This window comes from Chitinophaga sp. 180180018-3, assembly GCF_037893185.1.
GTDB lineage: Bacteria > Bacteroidota > Bacteroidia > Chitinophagales > Chitinophagaceae > Chitinophaga.
Window position 1 is genome coordinate 2,709,692 of sequence record NZ_CP140772.1, and the last position, 18,427, is coordinate 2,728,118.

Annotated in this window: 12 protein-coding genes; 9 read left to right on the top strand and 3 right to left on the bottom strand. The window is 42.7% G+C overall.

Annotated elements, in window-relative coordinates; translation table 11 throughout:
• Positions 1 to 17 precede the first annotated feature (17 nt).
• The 6 genes from UNH61_RS10650 to UNH61_RS10675 all read left to right on the top strand — a co-directional run bounded on the left by UNH61_RS10650 (position 18) and on the right by UNH61_RS10675 (position 9,798).
• Positions 18 to 1,196 (top strand): glycosyltransferase family 1 protein, encoded by a 1,179-nt coding sequence (locus UNH61_RS10650; protein ID WP_326992089.1) that lies wholly within the window; start codon positions 18 to 20, stop codon positions 1,194 to 1,196.
• A complete protein-coding gene (gene glf / locus UNH61_RS10655) occupies positions 1,189 to 2,307 on the top strand; it encodes a UDP-galactopyranose mutase (protein ID WP_326992090.1) in 1,119 nt (372 codons plus the stop codon). Before UNH61_RS10650 ends, glf begins: the two co-directional genes overlap by 8 nt.
• A gap of 26 nt (positions 2,308 to 2,333) precedes the next feature.
• Positions 2,334 to 4,523 (top strand): family 1 glycosylhydrolase, encoded by a 2,190-nt coding sequence (locus UNH61_RS10660; protein ID WP_326992091.1) that lies wholly within the window; start codon positions 2,334 to 2,336, stop codon positions 4,521 to 4,523.
• 54 nt (positions 4,524 to 4,577) lie between these two features.
• Positions 4,578 to 5,477 carry a DUF6734 family protein gene (locus UNH61_RS10665; protein WP_326992092.1) on the top strand — a complete coding sequence of 300 codons (900 nt, stop codon included), beginning with the start codon at positions 4,578 to 4,580 and terminating at the stop codon, positions 5,475 to 5,477.
• A 77-nt stretch (positions 5,478 to 5,554) separates the two neighbouring features.
• Positions 5,555 to 7,252 carry a lanthionine synthetase LanC family protein gene (locus UNH61_RS10670; protein WP_326996163.1) on the top strand — a complete coding sequence of 566 codons (1,698 nt, stop codon included), beginning with the start codon at positions 5,555 to 5,557 and terminating at the stop codon, positions 7,250 to 7,252.
• Positions 7,253 to 7,416: 164 nt separating this feature from the next.
• The gene (locus UNH61_RS10675) at positions 7,417 to 9,798 is read left to right on the top strand and encodes an FtsX-like permease family protein (RefSeq protein ID WP_326992093.1); all 2,382 of its coding nucleotides are present in this window, start codon (positions 7,417 to 7,419) and stop codon (positions 9,796 to 9,798) included.
• Between the two features lie 48 nt (positions 9,799 to 9,846).
• Here UNH61_RS10675 and UNH61_RS10680 read toward each other — a convergent pair whose 3' ends face one another.
• Both UNH61_RS10680 and UNH61_RS10685 read right to left on the bottom strand, forming a co-directional pair.
• Positions 9,847 to 11,457: a condensation domain-containing protein gene (locus UNH61_RS10680; protein WP_326992094.1), complete on the bottom strand. Its 1,611-nt coding sequence runs from the start codon at positions 11,455 to 11,457 to the stop codon at positions 9,847 to 9,849.
• A 228-nt stretch (positions 11,458 to 11,685) separates the two neighbouring features.
• A complete protein-coding gene (locus UNH61_RS10685; protein ID WP_326992095.1) occupies positions 11,686 to 12,558 on the bottom strand; it encodes an SDR family NAD(P)-dependent oxidoreductase in 873 nt (290 codons plus the stop codon).
• A gap of 162 nt (positions 12,559 to 12,720) precedes the next feature.
• On the opposite strand from UNH61_RS10685, the gene UNH61_RS10690 reads away from it, so the two are divergent.
• Positions 12,721 to 13,623 carry an AraC family transcriptional regulator gene (locus UNH61_RS10690; protein ID WP_326992096.1) on the top strand — a complete coding sequence of 301 codons (903 nt, stop codon included), beginning with the start codon at positions 12,721 to 12,723 and terminating at the stop codon, positions 13,621 to 13,623.
• A gap of 8 nt (positions 13,624 to 13,631) precedes the next feature.
• Here UNH61_RS10690 and UNH61_RS10695 read toward each other — a convergent pair whose 3' ends face one another.
• Positions 13,632 to 16,013 (bottom strand): ABC transporter permease, encoded by a 2,382-nt coding sequence (locus UNH61_RS10695; protein ID WP_326992097.1) that lies wholly within the window; start codon positions 16,011 to 16,013, stop codon positions 13,632 to 13,634.
• Positions 16,014 to 16,428: 415 nt separating this feature from the next.
• On the opposite strand from UNH61_RS10695, the gene UNH61_RS10700 reads away from it, so the two are divergent.
• Both UNH61_RS10700 and UNH61_RS10705 read left to right on the top strand, forming a co-directional pair.
• Positions 16,429 to 17,013 (top strand): sigma-70 family RNA polymerase sigma factor, encoded by a 585-nt coding sequence (locus UNH61_RS10700; RefSeq protein ID WP_326992098.1) that lies wholly within the window; start codon positions 16,429 to 16,431, stop codon positions 17,011 to 17,013.
• Between the two features lie 124 nt (positions 17,014 to 17,137).
• Complete coding sequence (locus UNH61_RS10705; protein ID WP_326992099.1) at positions 17,138 to 18,400, top strand: FecR domain-containing protein; 1,263 nt, start codon at positions 17,138 to 17,140, stop codon at positions 18,398 to 18,400.
• Positions 18,401 to 18,427: the final 27 nt, after the last annotated feature.

The following is an 18,427-nucleotide window of genomic DNA, read 5'->3' on the forward strand; positions in this document are numbered from 1 at the left end:
TTTAACGGAGTTACGACATGAAAAATTTATTAAGTTTCAGCGACCTTCATCTGAATCCTGACTTCTTCTGTTTCTCGCACCTGAGATGGGATTTTGTTTTTCAGCGCCCGCAGCATTTAATGAATCGTTTCGCAGAAAACAGCCGGGTGTTTTTTATGGAGGAATATGTCATCGACGACACTACAGATCCGTTTATGGAACTGCGAACGCCAGCACCCAACTTATGTGTGGCTACGCCACATGTAAAACCCGGGATGACAGCTGACGAAATAGATAGTTGCCTTAAGTTATTCCTTGATCAGCTGATGCAAAAGTATATAGTCCGGGATTATGTCTCCTGGTATTATACTCCTATGGCACTTTCCTGGAGTAGTCATCTGCAACCTTCCGTCATGGTATATGATTGTATGGATGAATTGTCGTTGTTTAAATTTGCCCCTGTTGAATTAACGCAAAGAGAAAAAACACTGATGTCTTTGGCGGATATTGTGTTTACCGGCGGAGAAAGCTTGTATCGCCTGAAGCGTAGCCAACATCCCAGGGTATATGCTTTCCCCAGCAGCATTGATCAGGAGCATTTTGCAAAAGCCCGTCAGCCATTACCGGAACCTTTGGATCAGCAACCCATCCCTTATCCACGACTTGGGTTCTTTGGCGTATTAGATGAAAGGCTGGACATTCCTTTGCTAACGGAAATGGCTGCGTTAAGGCCATCATGGCACTTTGTACTTACAGGGCCTGTAGTTAAAATAGAGAAAGAATCGCTGCCTCAGGCGCCTAATATTCACTATACTGGTATGAAAACATATAATGAATTGCCTGCGTATATCAGCAATTGGAACGTGGCCCTGATACTCTTTGCATTAAATGACTCGACACGTTTTATTAGCCCGACCAAGACGCCGGAATACCTGGCAGCAGGGAAGCCGGTAGTATCAACTCCCATTCATGATATTATCGCTACCTACGGAGAAAAAGGACTGGTACATATTGCCGGTGATACGGCCGGATTTATCGCAGCCATTGAAGCCGCACTTTTGCAGGACAGGGATAAAAACTGGCTGAAACCAGTAGATGAATATCTGTCCGGAATTTCCTGGAATCAGACCTGGGCAGATATGGTACATCTTATATGTCAGATATTGATAGAAAAAAGTCCAGAGAATAAACCGGTAAATCTGAGTTCTTATGTATGATTATGCAATTATAGGCGCCGGATTCGCGGGCAGTGTACTGGCGGAGCGATTGGCATCAGACGCAACTAAGAAGGTGTTGCTGGTAGATAAACGAAATCATATTGCGGGCAATGCCTACGATTATTATAATGAGAATGGCATCCTCGTTCATAAATATGGCCCGCATATTTTTCATACCAACTCTCCGGATGTATATGAGTATTTATCCAGGTATACACAATGGCGTCCGTATGAACATCGGGTATTGTCTTGTGTAAATGGTAGCTTGTATCCTTTTCCCATCAATCTTGATACAGTCAATAAGCTGTATAATAAAAACTATACTTCTGAAGAACTGGCAACCTATTTTGAGAACGTAGCAGAATCTGTAGAAACGTTGAGAACGTCCGAAGATATTATTGTAAGCCAGATTGGCAGGGATCTTTACGAAAAATTTTTCTGCGGATATACCCGTAAGCAATGGGATACTGACCCTTCCGACCTCAGTGCAGCAGTTACTTCCCGTATTCCGGTACGCACAGACAGGGATGACAGATACTTTAATGATATTTATCAGGTAATGCCACTTCATGGTTATACCAGGATGTTTGAAAATATGCTGAACCACCCCAATATTCACGTTTTGCTAAACACAGACTATCAGGATCTAAAGAAACTGGTGGTGTATAAAGAACTTATTTTTACCGGACCGATAGATGAATATTTCGATTACTGCTATGGTAAACTGCCTTACCGTTCCCTTCAGTTTAAACATGAAACGCTGGATCAGGAGTGGTTGCAACAGGTAGCTGTAGTTAACTATCCAAATGATAATTTATATACCCGTATTACAGAATATAAACATCTTACAGGACAACAGCATCCCCGGACCAGTGTTACGTACGAGTTTCCATGTTGGGATGGAGATCCATTTTATCCGGTTCCCCGGGCTGAAAATCAGGAGCTGTATAAAAGATATGCAGCTTTAGCAAAAGAAACCCCTGGCGTTCACTTTGTTGGCAGGCTGGGAACTTATCGTTATTACAATATGGATCAGGTGGTAGCACAGGCCCTTACGCTTTACAGTAAACTCGCCGCTAAAAGCTCCCTGAAAGAGGCTATTATTCCATAACAACCAGAAAAATCAGATATCTCCACATGCATATTAACACACAGAAATCTCTTGAACTATGGGCTGGGATTGAATGTACCATCAACAGGGTAGGAGAGCAGTATTTTAATCAAATGGAGCGCAACGGACATCTGCACCGGATAGAAGATTTGGAACTGTTTGCTGCATTAGGTATTAAAAAAATCCGCTATCCGGTGTTGTGGGAGCAAATAGCAGAAGGGAATATAGCAGATGCCGATTGGACATGGGCAGATGAAAGGCTACATAAATTGAGAACACTGGGAATTGATCCCATCGTGGGTTTTGTGCATCATGGAAGCGGACCGCGTCATACCAGCCTGATAGATTCCGATTTTCCGGATAAACTGGCTACCTATGCAGCAGCATTTGCAGCAAGGTATCCCTGGGTAAAATATTATACTCCTGTTAATGAACCATTGACTACAGCCCGTTTTAGCGGTCTTTATGGTCATTGGTTCCCTCACGGAAAAAATAACAGGATCTTCGCCCGGGCATTGCTGGTGCAATGCAGAGCAGTTGTTAAATCCATGAAGGCTATCAGGGAGTATATCCCGGATGCAAAGCTGGTACAAACAGAGGATATATGTAAAATATTCAGCACGCCATTGTTGGCTTACCAGGCAGCCTATGAAAATGAACGACGCTGGCTTAGCCTCGACCTGTTATGTGGTACTATTGACGAAACACACAAAATGTGGTCGATATTGCGGTCTTACGCTGTAAGTGAAGAAGAATTGAGGTGGTTCAGCCAACATCCTTGTCCGCCAGACATTATAGGCGTAAATCATTATCCTACCAGCAGCCGTTATCTTGATGAGCAATTCGATAATTACCCCAGTCATTACCATGGAGGAAATCCGGAACATAAATATGCCGATGTGGAGGCGCTAAGGAAGATTGATTATCAGGAAATGTCCCTGTACGCATTGCTAAAGGAAGTATGGGAAAGATATCAGTTACCCATCGCCATAACAGAGGCTCATATATGCAGCGGACGTGAAGAGCAGTTGCGCTGGTTAAAGGAATTCTGGGATACAGGACAGTTATTATTTCGGGAAGGAGTAGATATCAGGGCTGTGACTGCATGGGCTTTGTTGGGTTCTTTCGATTGGAACTCCCTGGTAACCAAAAACAATGGATTTTATGAATCAGGGGTCTTCGACATAAGAGGAGAATATCGCCGGCCTACTGCGCTGGTGGATTTAATGGTTTGCCTGGCGGCAAATAAAGTATTTGAACACCCCGTAATGGCTTTACAGGGCTTTTGGAGAAGAACGGGCATGGCCCGGCTCCCTGATGTGACAGTAAATGATGCATGTTACACCGACAGCGGTATTGCGCCCCTCCTGATCATCGGGGCCACCGGTACCCTGGGACGTTTTTTTGCCCGGCACTGTGAGGCAAGACACATTCCATATCGGTTGGTTTCCAGAAAAGAATTGGATATTACCAATGCAGCAGAAATAAATAACCTTCTCTCGGAACATAGGCCCTGGGCTGTGGTAAATGCAGCGGGTTACGTGCAAATAGACGCAGCAGAGAGCAATGCTGCCCATTGTTTCCAGGTAAACGCTGTTGGCCCTGCATTACTGGCAGCAGCCTGCAAACGCTATAATGCACAGTTGCTTACCTTCTCATCTGATCAGGTATTTGACGGGATGTTAAACACCCCTTACCTGGAAAGGGATGTTGTACATCCGTTAAATATATACGGGAGAAGTAAGGCTGCCGCGGAAGAAATGGTGCAACAGATATTATCAGATGTACTCGTTATCCGTACCAGCGCTTTTTTCAGCCCCTGGGATTCACATAATTTCATTACAAAAGCATTGCAGACAGTTGCCAGGGGCGAACTCTTTTCGGCTGCAAATGATATTACCGTGTCTCCCACTTATGTCCCCGATCTGGTAGACACATGCCTGGATTTGTTGATAGATCGTGAATCGGGTATCAGGCATCTCGCAAATCAGGGTGCAGTTACCTGGGCCAGTCTTGCACGATCAGCAACTTTGATGGCAGGTATGGATGCAGCCCTGATCCGGGAGGCAGCTGCCGATACTTTTATGTTACCTGCGCACCGGCCTCATTTCAGTGCCTTGTCAACTGAAAAAGGAATACTTATGCCAACACTGGAAGACGCCCTCAACAGGTATCATCTGGCGATCGGTTCCAGGTTTGCTGCCGCTGTATATTAAGCACATATTTTTCTGATATCTCTATCCAGCATCGAAAATTTAACATTGACCCATATGAAAATTATTCAAAGTTTTTGGACCAGACCCTTTCTGCAGGCAAAAAAGTTGCTGGTAGGATCGAGACTAAACGGCGGCTGGCCCGAGCGAAAATATAATTATTATAGCATAGCCCTTAGCTACCATCATTTGCGACGTCATTATCAACAGATGGAACTTGTAACAGATATGGTTGGGAAAGAGATTATCATAGATAAATTGGGACTTGCGTACGATCAGGTCACATTAGAATTAGATACGCTGGCAGATTACGATCCGGGATTATGGGCATTGGGTAAGATTTATACTTACCAAATTCAGAAAGAACCATTTCTACATGTTGATAATGATATTTACATATGGAAGCCTTTTGATTCAAGGGTATCCGAGGCTGCATTAGTAGCACAGAATAGGGAGACGAGCACGGCGCATTATACAGAAACCTTCGCTGATATTTGCAAATATTTTCCATATGTGCCGGATTATATGAAAGTTATGAAGGATGAACCATATATACCTTGCGTAAATGCAGGAATTCTGGGTGGACAAAACATTCCATTTTATCAGCAGTATACAGAAGAGGTTTTTGATTTTGTTGACAGAAACCATGACTATATACTGGAAAATATGGAACAGTTTAATAGTGCATGTGTGAATGTTGTATTTGAACAGGTGATATTTTATGCCTTATCCAAAGCTGCAGGGATAGATATTAGTTACATGTTCCCGTCCAGCAAGAATAACCCCAATGGTATCGGGTTTTTACATGAAAAACATCTTCATAATGGCTATACTCATGCGCTGGGGTACTATAAGAACATGAGAATGGTTTACACAATGGTAGAGCATGAACTCAGAGAGCATCATAGAGAGTCTTATGATAAAATAAACTATCTCTTATCCGTATTGGAATTATAGAATAACCCCGACATATTATGACATACGATAGTGAAAAAATTTTAGACTATTGCTACACGCTTTTCCATACATTAGAAATGCGGAGTCAGAGCACCGCTATTGCTAATTTCTCCGGAAAGGTATCTGACAGAGGATGGTGTAATGCAGACAATATTCATTACGGCTATCTGGGTACCTTAATTTTTAAACTCCAGCTATATGAGGCAACGCTCGATCCTAAGGTCCTGAAGTCCTTATTGTTGCAACTGGAAGAACTAGAGTCTGGTCTACAGACTGTTAATACCTATAATTATTCTTTTGCCTTTGGCAGAATGGGCTTGGTTTATTTTTATATCCAGCTTCATCGTTGTATAAAAGAGAGAAGATATTTGTTATCTGCTCTTGAAATCGTTCGGCATTTATCAGAATCTCATTTAATTTATTTCTCTCTTTTAAGCGACTGTAGCGTTAATAATGGGGCGGCGGGAATACTGATGGTACTGATGGAGCTGTATATGGAAACAAAGGAAGATTGGTTACTTCCAATTTTTTCTCATTATTTGAATCGCATTATTCAACGTATAAGCATCACGGATACTGGCCTAAGCTGGACGCCACCGGGAACAGCCATAGCAGAACTTGACCGCCTGACCCGGGATACCGAAATAACCGCCGTGCTTCTGGCGATAGCGCATCTGTTTTCGACAGATCATCTGCGGTTGTTAATGAATAATGCACAACCATGTCAGCCCGACGCAGGATCCTTTGATAATATCCTTTATGAACTGGCATATCAGCAAACAAAATCAGATAGCAACAGGCAATATTTTGCAGGCGTATTATTACTTGAGGCATATGAATTGAACCACAAAGAGGGGTATCTGGAGTTACCTGCAGATCTGGTATCGGAGTATCTCAGGCTTCCATTGACTCAGGATGGAGACTATTCCCTGGCTTCCGGCTACTGCGGGAAAGCCTATTTCCTGCTTAGGTGGCTGATGTCGGGGAAATCGAAATTGTCTAATGTTTTCTTTCCTGCTACGTATATATATGACCAACCTGCCGTAATGGATAACATTCCGGAATTCCTCGATGAATATAAGGTCCATGATATAATAATGGACGCTCAGCTCAGAGTATCTTACAAGAACTGGGATGAGCAGCAGCGGGAAGAGATCAGGAAGGAAATTTTTGGAGGTCAAAAAAGGATTACATTGAGTTTATTTGCAGATCTTAACTCTAAATATGACTTAGCGGCCGATCTGGCCTTGCTTCGTGCTCGTTTTACACTGACCGCTAACACACCTGAAGAGGAATTTGACGACGTGTTAGCTACTGCGAAGATCATTACTTTAGATCAGGAGATATTCATGCAGATACCGTTCTGTGTGGCTGCAAATACTATAATAATTGATGAACCGGTCATCAGTGCAGACATGAGAATCTCTCCAGCTGAAATATCAGATTTTTTTGCCAAATTTGGATCTAAATCAATGGTATGCCGGATGGGAGATGAAGAGAGGCTTGATATTAAAGTGCTGAATTTATCAAAGCTGATTTTTGATAACCTCCGGGTACCCTGCACAGGCAACGAGATCAGCAGGAGGATAACCGAATTCACGATGTCGCAGAAGCCGGAAATACAGGCAATTATTTGCAGGGAGTTTAAGACAACGCCGGAACAGCTGGAGCTGTATATCAAAACAATGGTTTTTGAAGCTATCAAATCCTTTATGGGAGAAGGCATGATAGAGGTGGCGCAAAAGGATACTTTTTCTCCGACATATGAAGCGTAATGCCCGATTACGGATAACAAATGTATCGAAATCGAACATATATTATTTTTATATATTTTTAAAACATTTATTATTTATGTGTTAACTAACTGGCACTCCTTTGGCTGTTTGCGGATACATTGATTTGTTTTAGCCTTATTGATCCTGTAAAATTGTACTATGCTATGTTTAAAAACTATCTGAAAATAGCCCGAAGGAATCTGTTAAAAAATAAAGCATATGCTATTATTAATATAGCTGGATTGGGAGCAGGTATGGCGATTGTTATATTGATTGGATTGTGGGAATGGGATGAGCTGACTTTTGATCATTATCACAGTAACCATGCGGAGCTTGCGCAGATAATGGATACACAAAGCTTTAATGGTGAAATCAATACGGGAACAGCGATAGCCCTTCCTTTAAAAAAGGAACTGCAATCTGTTTACGGTGGTCATTTCAAAGCCTTGTCGCTTGCTTCCTGGAATAATGCGCATATACTGGCGGCGGGAGACAAGAAGATTTCTCAGTCGGGCATGTGGGTAGAGCCGGACTTTCCTGCAATGCTCACTTTAAAAATGGTGAGCGGAAGTTTGGATGCGCTGAAAGATCCATCTTCAATGATCATTGCCAGTTCCGTGGCAAAATCCCTGTTTGGTGAACAGGATCCGATTAATCAGCTGGTGAGACTGGATAATCAGACAGACATGAAAGTTGCCGGTGTTTATGAAGATCTGCCATATAACACGTCTTTTTACAACACTAAATTTCTGTTACCCTGGAACAAATATTTAACAGTCGCCTTTTGGCTGAAAGATTTAGAGTCGAGATGGGATACACATTGTGCGCAACTGTTTGTTCAGTTAAATAGCCATACTTCTCCTGAAAAAATAACTGCTGCCGTGAAGAATATTATGTCTGCACACCTGGATGCTACCGCCGGTAATAAGGAGGAAATTCTGTTGCATCCGATGGATGACTGGCACCTGCATAGTGAGTTTAAAAACGGAAAAGCAAATGGCGGACGCATACAGTTTGTATGGCTTTTCGGTATTATAGGAGGGTTTGTGCTGTTGCTGGCTTGTATCAATTTTATGAATCTCTCCACCGCGAAGAGCGAAAAACGCGCCAGAGAAGTTGGTGTCCGAAAAGCCAGTGGGTCTACTCAGCAACAGCTGATTTCACAATTTTTAATAGAATCACTGCTTGTTGCATTTGTCGCTTTTTCATTATCTGTATTGCTGGTACAGCTATTATTGCCAGTATTTAATACGCTGGCAGATAAACAAATAAGTACCCCGTTATTAAATCCACAGTTTTGGATGATAACAGTAGCATTTACAATATTTACCGGGCTTCTGGCTGGTAGTTATCCGGCATTCTATCTCTCAGGTTTTGAGCCGGTGAAAGTGTTGAAAGGTACATTCAAACCAGGCCGGCATGCTTCTCTTCCCCGAAAAGTACTGGTTGTATTACAATTCACGGTTTCTGTTGCACTGATAATAGGCACACTGATCGTTTACAAGCAGATCAAATTTACACAAAACCGACCTGTGGGATACGCCCGCGAAGGACTGATAATGTCGGGTATTGGAATGCCGGAGTTTTACCGTCATTATGATGCTATCAGAAATGATCTCTTACAAAGCGGCGTTGCAGATAATGCGGCAGCATCTAACAGCCCCGCTACAGACGTACAGGATGCGCAGATGGGTTTTGAATGGAAAGATAAAGACCCCGATTCCAAACCGCTTTTTGGTATGGTGAATGTAACGCATGATTATGGGAAAACAATAAACTGGGAAATGAAGGAAGGCCGTGATTTTTCAAGATCTTTTCCTTCAGATACCGGTACATTTATTTTGAATGAAGCAGCAGTAAAAGTCACGGGACTGAAACATCCCATAGGTGAAATAATCCGATGGAAAGGAAAAGAGCATGTGATCACAGGTGTGGTGAAAGATATGGTAACAGGCTCTCCTTATAAGGCTACACAACCTGTTATTTTCATGCTGGATTACGGATGGCTGAATGTTATGACAATACATTTAAAGCCCAACATACCTATACGGGGCGCATTGGCCAGGATAATTCCTATATTTAACAAGTATAATCCTGATAGCCCATTTGAGTATCAATTTGTGGATGAAGAATATGCAAAGAAATTTTCTGATGAAGAACGTATTGGTAAAATGGCTACCTTTTTTACAGTACTGGCTATTTTTATTTCCTGCCTGGGTTTATTTGGTTTGGCATCATTTGTAGCCGAACAACGAAAAAAAGAAATCACTGTCCGGAAAATACTGGGTGCTTCTGTATTCAGTTTGTGGGAAATGCTATCGAAGGATTTCGTTATGTTGGTGATGACTTCCTGTTTTATCGCAATACCAATGTCCTGGTATTTTCTGGATCGTTGGTTACAAAAGTATGAATATCGTACACAGATATCCTGGTGGATCTTTGGGGTAGCGGTATTGGCATCATTGATTATTACCCTTTTAACAGTGAGCTTCCAGGCTATCAAAGCAGCACTGAAAGATCCCGTAAAAAGTTTAAGGTCCGAATAATTATACATAAAGTAACGCTGATAATTCACGGAGGTTATCAGCGTTACTTCAAGCCTCCTGATAAACTACGTCGTCTATAGCTATATCCGGATTGCTCATACAAAGGATCATTAAATTGAGGAAATCGTCAAATAGAGTAACAATAGTCTCTTGTGAATATATATTAATGTCGTAGTGACATGTGAATTCCACCCCATTGGTATATAACTGCAGATACATGTCAATATCAAAATGGCCGAATACGGTGTGCTGGAGATGCCTGGGCGAGAAGTCGGTTAGCGCCTCATTAGGCAATGCGGGCAGCATATTCAGATATATTGTATTAATTGCATTGAATGGAATATCCATGTCGTCCAGCATCTTAGACATTGTATAATATTTGAAAGTAGAGGCAACCGTACTACTGATAATCGAATCACTTAGCAGATCATTAAAGTTGCTACAGCCATTCACTTTATTACGTACCAGGATTGTATTCACAAAACAACCAATCAGTTTTTGTAGCACCGGTCGGTCCCTGATGGCTACTAATGAACCAATTACAATGTCTTTTAATCTGGTTTTCTTATAAATAAGTATATTTAGTGCACAGATCATTATCGGGTAAATGGTAACAGATCTGTTTTTACACACTTCCTTCAACTTCAGGAAATTATCGCCGGATATAGTAAACCTGTATGATCTTGCCTCCGTTCTACCGGCTTTATCTACTACACCATAAAATGCACTGATGGTCTCTTCCGAGTCATTTATCAGATAAGGTGCTATTCTTCTCTTTAAAGATTCCCGGTAATAAGAATCGCTCAATTTAAATTTCCCGTAGAAAGTAGACAAGTTTTCCGTTGGAAACCTGGTGTCATTTTCTGAACACCAGTACTTTTCAAAATCCTTTTTAAGATCCTGTCTTTGCAGACTATTTTCCCAAGCAGAGAAATCTTTGTATTGTATTTCAGGCAATTCCGTGTTATAGTCTTTTCGCTGCGCCAACGCGGAGTAAATAGTCAAAAACTCTCTTCTGAAAATTATCTTGGAGAAGCCATCAAAGATGGAATGGGATATATTAAACAGAATGAAATTCCGGTTATTTCCATCTGTCAGAACAGTAAAATAGTAATAAGGCTCATCTCCATATTCAAATATATGATGGGTGGCTTTGTTGGTATGTTCCCGGATCATCCTCAGTTTTTCTTCTTCTGTGTGATGACTGATGTCCACAATTGTAAGAAGTGATGTCAGAGATACCTCGGGTAGTATTTTTTGTTTAACAGTAAGTGTGGTAGTGCTGAAAACTGCTACTGTTCTTAGTATTTCATGTTTTTTGATAATTATTTCACAGGTTTTTCTGAAAATATCCTCTCGAAAGTCCGGTAGATCGTATGTGATAATCACATTGAATGGCACATGTTTTTTTTCAAGAAAATAGCCTGTCCAGAAATGTTTTAACGCCGCAGAGGGCTCATATAAGGCGGATTTTTGTGCCGGATGAATCGGTGTTATATATGGGTTCCTGGCGAACCATGCCGACCAGGTGCAAATATTTGTTTTTTGCGATAGTAATATTTTACGTCTTTCCATTTCATCGCCAGCTGGCAGGGGCGCTTGAAGTTGTGAATCGATGAATTGGAGTACATTATCAAGTTGCAGCTTTTCAAATGTCATACTGATGTGTTGAGTTTTGGAAGATAGTGGGTATGCCAGCCTTTGTTGGGTAACAGGCGTGGCGTAAAGTACTGTCTGATATTATTTGTAATAATATAACTTTTTGATTGAATAATAAAATGTATACGGGGAGAAGTATGACCAGGCTGCCTTCATCGTATGTATCATAAACTGACAAGTAAAACAGAAGCATCAACCAAACAAGACTGAGAAATGAAAGACATTCGATCATAAATAGGGTTTAATGATACGCATGGTGTAATCCCATACCAATTGTTCATTTTCCTGTGAGTAAAATCTGGTGTCAGGCTTATCTACCTTCTTTTTAGAGAAATACTTGCCGGATACATTTTCCACCTCTTTTGAAGTTGCCAGGTAAATAGTTGTTTCAGCCCCCTGTTGCGGTGTTATCCCAAACATAGGCACTGCCATTTTAAACAGAAGATTACCGAACCACCCTTTATCTGTATTTTGTCCAAAGTCAGTTTTGATCATACCAGGATGGAGAGAATTTACGGTAATATTCAGAATTCCCTTTTTTTTCAATTCCTCAGCCAAATGCTGTGTTAGCCATATCATATAAAGTTTGGATTGCCCATAAGCCGCGCTAAAGGAATATTTTTTAGTGAGCTGAATATCATTCAAATCAGGTTTTCCACCCATTTTGTGCGCCGCTGACGCAACATTAACAATCCTGGCAGCAGGGCTTTGGGCCAGCAAGTCCAGTAACAGGTAGCTGAGCAGCATAGGCGCAAACACGTTAAGCGTCATTGTCTTTTCAAGTCCTTCACGGGTAAGCTCCCTGTTTTTTCCAAAGACCGCACCAGCGTTGTTAATCAATATATCCAAACGCTTATACTTCGCTTTTAAATCCGCCGCCATTTGTTTAATATCTGATAATAGCAACAGATCTGCAATCAAAAAATCGACATTTACATTACCTGTTTCATTCTTTATTTCTGTACAGGTCGCTGCCGCCTTTTCAGCATTCCGGCCATGTACAATAATCCGGTGCCCCTGTTTAGCCAGGGCCTTGGCGGTAACCTTACCAATGCCATCCGTGCTTCCTGTGATCAATATAGTTTTGTAGTCCATATACATTATTGAGTTAATCCTACAAATGTAAATCTCTAATATTTATTTATAATATCATACTCCTCATCGTATAATACTTTCTCCCATTTGTATAATAATATACGGTAATACAGGAGTATCTTTATGGAGAAATTCAATTGTGGAAGTACGGACCATAAAAGGCATATCATGGCGTCCCCTGAAATCATCAAAATAGATACCGTAGAACAGTTCACAGAACGCTTTGGCTTCCCCTCAACAGGCCATCCGTTGATCAGCATCAATCGCCTGGCAGGCGAAAATTACAAACTACCCAAAGAACAGACCGCGCAGTTTAACCTTTACTCAATTGTTTTCAAACACGGCGTTAAAGGAAAATCAACCTACGGCTGGCGGGAATATGATTTTAGTAAAGGACTGATGAATTTTTTTGCACCCGGACAGATCACCAGCTGGGATCAGTCAGTAGACCATTCCGAAACCCAGGGCTGGTTATTGGTATTTCATCCGGATTTTGTTAGGAAATATCCATTGGGCACCAAAATATCCCGTTACAGGTTCTTCTCGTATGAAACTAGTGAAGCTTTGCATATATCAAGCGCCGAACGGTCTATAATAGAAGGCTTGCTGGAAAATATAGAAAAAGAATGCTATAACAATACAGACGAAAATAGTCAGGACATCATCGTATCTCAAATTGATTTGCTACTCAACTATGCAGACCGCTTTTATAAGCGCCAGTTCAGGACACGGTCCAGTGTGGATACCGATATTGTAGCCCGCTTTCAATCTGTACTCCAGAAGCATTTTGAGGATGATCCAAACAAACTCGTCACCGCATCATCGATTGCGTCGGAATTGTCTATGTCTGTGCATTATCTGAGTGAACTACTGCGCAACCTTACCGGTATGAGCATACAGCAGCACATGCACGCCTTTGTAATTGATAAAGCCAAAAGCCTGCTGCTCACCACCCAGCTTTCGGCAAGCGAGATCGCCTACAAACTGGGCTTTGGATATCCATCCTATTTCAACCGCTTATTTAAAAGTAAAACAGGGCAGACACCGATGGAGTTCAGAAGTATGAATTGAGCATCCACTTATTCTATCTTTAATGACTTTACAGGGTTTGCCACAGCTGCCAGGATCGCCTGCGAACTGATGGTTAAAGTGGTTATCAGTAATATAGACAACCCTGTCAAAACAAATACACTCGCATCGATATGGATGCTGTAGGCAAATTTATCCAACCAGTTATTCATCGTCCACCATACCAGTGGAAAGGCAATGGTTATAGCGACGGCTATTAGTTTCAGGAAATCTTTTGAGAGCATAAAAGCTATGCTGGTCACAGATGCGCCGGTGATTTTGCGGATACTGATTTCCTTTTGGCGGCGTTGGGCAGTAAATGTGGCAAGCCCAAATAATCCCAGACAGGAAATAATGATGGCGATTCCGGCAAAATATTTTGACAGCATGGCTACCCGGTTTTCAGCCGCATATAACGTCTGGTATTCCTCATCCAGGAACGTGTAATCAAAGCTGAGCCCCTTGTGAAATGAGATGTATAACTGCCGGATTTTTTCTATCGATTGTTTCTCAGCCCCGGCTCTTATTTTCACAACAACGTTTGGCATGATCGGTTCTACCTGTATGATACAAGGCGTTACCTTCGAATATAAAGATTCAAAATTGAAGTCGGCGGCCACACCTATAATCTGCTTAGGTTCGCCTCCAACGCTGATCATTTTACCCACAGGGTCTTTCAGCCCCATTTGCTTTATGGCAGCTTCATTAAAAACTATTTGCTTTTCACTGCCTGGCGTATTGGAAAAGCAATGGCCTTCTTTCATCTTTATCCCAACTGTTTCTAAGAAGCCATATCCAACCTGCAAGTTTGCAAAAGTCATATCATCTGCTGATAGATCCTTGCCTGGCCACTGTATACCGCTAATGCCGCCATGCCGGCCCGTAAGATTATGATAATAGCTGCCGGCATTTACTACACCGGGTATTTTTTTTAATTCATCTACAAATGATATTGATGCATTTAGCTGGCCTGAATCTCTTTGAAGCGGCATAGGGAAATCGATTATATTATCCCGGTTATACCCCAGGTCTTTTGACTGGATATAAGCCGTCTGCCTGTAGATGACCAGCACTGATGCAATAGCGATCACGGATAAAGCGAATTGAAATACTACCAGTCCTTTTCTCACCCACAGTTCACCTAACGAGGTCTTCATTTTCCCTTTCAATACCGTAACAGGATTGAATGACGAAATATAAAACGCGGGATAACTGCCTGCAGCCAAACCTGTAATGAGTGTAATACTTACTACGGCAGTGACCAACCCGCTGCGGAAATTTAAGGTAAGTGATTTAGCAGTAATGTTGTTAAATACAGGCAGTAAAAAAATGATCAGCACAATGGCGAAGAACAATGACAGGAAACTCATTGCTACCGATTCTCCGAGATATTGCACAATCAATGATCCTCTGCGAACCCCAACTACCTTTTTTATGCCGATTTCTTTCATACGGCGTGAAGCCCTGGCAGTAGACAGATTCATGAAATTAATACATGCAATGAGAAGGATAAAGAGGGCTATTATCGAGAATAATGTCACGTAGGCGATCCGTCCTCCCGATTGAACACCGTTGGTATATTGTCCGTAGAGATACTTGTCGGAAAATTTTCTTACAAAGAGTGTCCTTTTTGTTTCCCTCATTTTTGTTTTTAAAAATCCACTGATCTTGCTATTGAACCGCGCGATATTGGTACCTCTCTTTAACAACACGTAAGTTCTGGGATCGCTGTCGTCCCATCCTTTCATGCCTGGCCGCTTTTCAACAAAAAGGTCGAAATTGAAAAGCAAATCATACTTGTCGGATTGGTTGACATGATTCTTTTTAAAAAGGGCAACGATATTATAAAAGCCATTGAATTCACCCTGAGACCACTGGATGGTTTTGCCTGTAATGTTTTGCGGGGTATGAAATAGTTTCATTGCCAGTTCATCAGAAATAGCAATCGAACGCTTGTCCTGAAAGATCCGGTTTTTATCCCCTTCAATAAAGGAAGCAGAAAAGATATCAAAATAATCCCGGCTGATAAATTGAGCACCTGCTTTCAGACGTGTTTCACCAGCGGCAATAATTCCCTTGCTGGAAAACCAGCTGGCAGGCACTACGCTGGTTGCTTTTTCCACTTCAGGTATATCTGCGCGGAGCGCTGCAGGCAGGAGTCCGGAGGTGTATTCACCGGTTTTTATTCCATCTTCCGCCGGTTGATTGGTCATTACCTGATAAATCTGTGCATCCTTTTCATTGTATTTATCCATGTTCATTTCATCGCTGATCCATAACCAGATCAGCAATGCGCAGGCAAGACCGGTAGAAAGCCCTACGAGATTGAGGAGGGTAAACTGGCGGTCCTTTAAGAGATTCCTGCAAATAATTTTGAGATCGTTTTTGAACATGATGTGTCTGTTATCAGGGGATTTAATATAGGAACAAATCACGAAAGCGGTGCCGGTTTTTAATTATATGTGGACAAGATTAGTATAATTTGTTGTTATTTATAATTTGTTCGGTTTTGATACAGGCGTGTTCGGTTTCGGCAGTGCTGCCGCTTTCAGTCGTTAACTATACAAAGTTGAGCCTTTCTTTTGTGAAGGAATATGCAGGACTTGAGAAAAAAAATGCAGAAAGTGAGAAAATGTAAAATGCGAATATAGTATTAGTTAGAATTGGAATAAATCCGGGTGGGGTATAGGACTCTCTGAAGATGATCTGAGGATGATCTGAAGATGAGCGAAGGCTCAACACCCACTTCCCCTTTCTACAGAAACAACTACCAATTATTTTGCTACTTTAGCGGAACGGCTGTCCTGCATGAATGCATATCTACACGACAATAGCGAACTTTTTCAATTAATTTCCGAAGGCGATGAAACGGCCTTCAGGCAGCTTTTTCATATATATGCGCCTCATTTCAGGGCGATGGCGCTTCGTATCACTCAAACGGAGGCAGTCACGGAAGATATCATCCAGGAAACATTTCTCAGGCTGTGGCTCAGCCGCGACAGGCTGAAAGAGATTGCACTGCCTCATTTCTGGTTGCGGCGTATTGCACTCTATCAATGCTTTACCTATTTGCGTAAACAGGCAGTGCATCATAAGGCGATAGCCAGTCTCTCGCCGGTTCAGGCGGTATTCACTCCGGAGGAGGATCTGACCTATGCTTTTATGAGGGAACAGGTGGGCGTTGCTGTACAGCAGCTACCCCCACAGGCCAAACGGATATACCTGCTCAGCCGGGAACAGGGACTGAAAATACCCGAAATAGCAGAAAAACTCTCCCTGTCGCCCAATACCGTAAAGAACTCCCTCGTACGGTCGCTACATTCCATCCGTAAGCATCTGGAGCAGCTGGGCATGCTGTTGCCTGTATTTATTCTGTGGCTGTTGAATTTGTAAAAAAAATTTTCCCTCCCATAGGTCCTAAATGAAAACTTGCGCGTTTTATCTATCAGGGGGAGTATTTCACGTTTGAAGAACACACCAAAATCGTCCCGTTTAAAAACTGTAAACCAATCTCAAATTGTCAACACAAGACCGCCTTACATACCTGCTTGGGCAGGCTTTGCAGCACGTTGCCACTGACGCGGAGCTGCAGGAACTAATAACGCTGATCAGGGAAGATGACAATGGCAGTATTACCCGGCTGGTAGAAGCCCGGCTGTTGCAGGAGTTGCCGGATAATGTTATGGCCGGCTATGACAGCGCCTATTGGGATGATATAGCGGGCAGGATTCTGACGGCTGACCGGCCAGAAAGCGTAACTGTAGTACCCGAAGATAATGTAACGGAAGATATAAACCGGCCGCCTGTTGTGGTTCGCTTCAACCCGTGGCGCCGTCTGCGTTGGGCCTCAGCTGTTGCTGCCGTATTGTTGCTGGCACTCGGTGTTTACCGGCTGCTGCAACCCACCGCCCATAAACCCGCAACTATAGCTACTGCTCCTGTATCCAGGGATATTACCCCTGGAGGTAATAAGGCCGTACTCATACTGGCCGACGGCTCCGAGATGCCTCTGGACAGCTCCGCCAGCGGAGCATTGACGCAACAGGGCAATACCAATGTCATACAACCCGCAGGTGGACAACTGCTCTATACTCCGCAAACAGGGCGCCCGGAAACCGTTGATGTTGTGCAGTATAATACCCTGCGTACGCCCCGTGGCGGCCAGTTCCAGGTAACATTACCGGATGGGACGCATGTATGGCTGAACGCCGCCAGCTCACTGAAATATCCGGTTGCCTTCAAAGGCGCTTCCAGGCAGGTGGAGCTGAATGGTGAGGCCTATTTTGAAGTGGCGGGTAATGCAGTAATGCCCTTCAAAGTAATGGTGCGTACCGGTCTGCCCGACAGCCTCGAGGTGGCCGTGCTGGGAACACAATTCAATATCATGGCATATGCTGATGAAACCCTGGTGAAGACCACATTGCTGGAAGGTGTGGTCAAAGTCAGCAGTAAGGCGGGCAGTAAACAACTGGCGCCAGGCCAGGGCGCTTATCTCGACAAGCAGCAACATACGCTTGCACTGCAGCAGCATGTAGATATCGAAGAAGCCGTGGCATGGAAAAATGGCCTCATTCAGCTGGAAGGTAATGATATAACGTCCATCATGCGCATGATTGAGCGCTGGTACGATGTGGAGGTCGTATACACCGCTCCGGTGCCTGCACACTTCCGCGGAGTTATACCCAGGAATGTGCCGGTATCACAGGTGTTGAAAATGATGGAGATGACCGGGGAAGTACATTTTGAGGTCAAAGGGAAACAAATCATCGTGTCCCCCTGACTGTATCCATATAAAAACTGATATAAT

Coding starts and splice junctions, on each gene's coding strand:
- UNH61_RS10670 (WP_326996163.1), top strand. CDS start 5,555: ATGCGGAGTCAGAGCACCGCTATTGCTAATTTCTCCGGAAAGGTATCT.
- UNH61_RS10665 (WP_326992092.1), top strand. CDS start 4,578: ATGAAAATTATTCAAAGTTTTTGGACCAGACCCTTTCTGCAGGCAAAA.
- UNH61_RS10680 (WP_326992094.1), bottom strand. CDS start 11,457: ATGACATTTGAAAAGCTGCAACTTGATAATGTACTCCAATTCATCGAT.
- UNH61_RS10650 (WP_326992089.1), top strand. CDS start 18: ATGAAAAATTTATTAAGTTTCAGCGACCTTCATCTGAATCCTGACTTC.
- UNH61_RS10675 (WP_326992093.1), top strand. CDS start 7,417: ATGTTTAAAAACTATCTGAAAATAGCCCGAAGGAATCTGTTAAAAAAT.
- UNH61_RS10685 (WP_326992095.1), bottom strand. CDS start 12,558: ATGTATATGGACTACAAAACTATATTGATCACAGGAAGCACGGATGGC.
- UNH61_RS10660 (WP_326992091.1), top strand. CDS start 2,334: ATGCATATTAACACACAGAAATCTCTTGAACTATGGGCTGGGATTGAA.
- UNH61_RS10695 (WP_326992097.1), bottom strand. CDS start 16,013: ATGTTCAAAAACGATCTCAAAATTATTTGCAGGAATCTCTTAAAGGAC.
- glf (WP_326992090.1), top strand. CDS start 1,189: ATGTATGATTATGCAATTATAGGCGCCGGATTCGCGGGCAGTGTACTG.
- UNH61_RS10690 (WP_326992096.1), top strand. CDS start 12,721: ATGGCGTCCCCTGAAATCATCAAAATAGATACCGTAGAACAGTTCACA.
- UNH61_RS10700 (WP_326992098.1), top strand. CDS start 16,429: ATGAATGCATATCTACACGACAATAGCGAACTTTTTCAATTAATTTCC.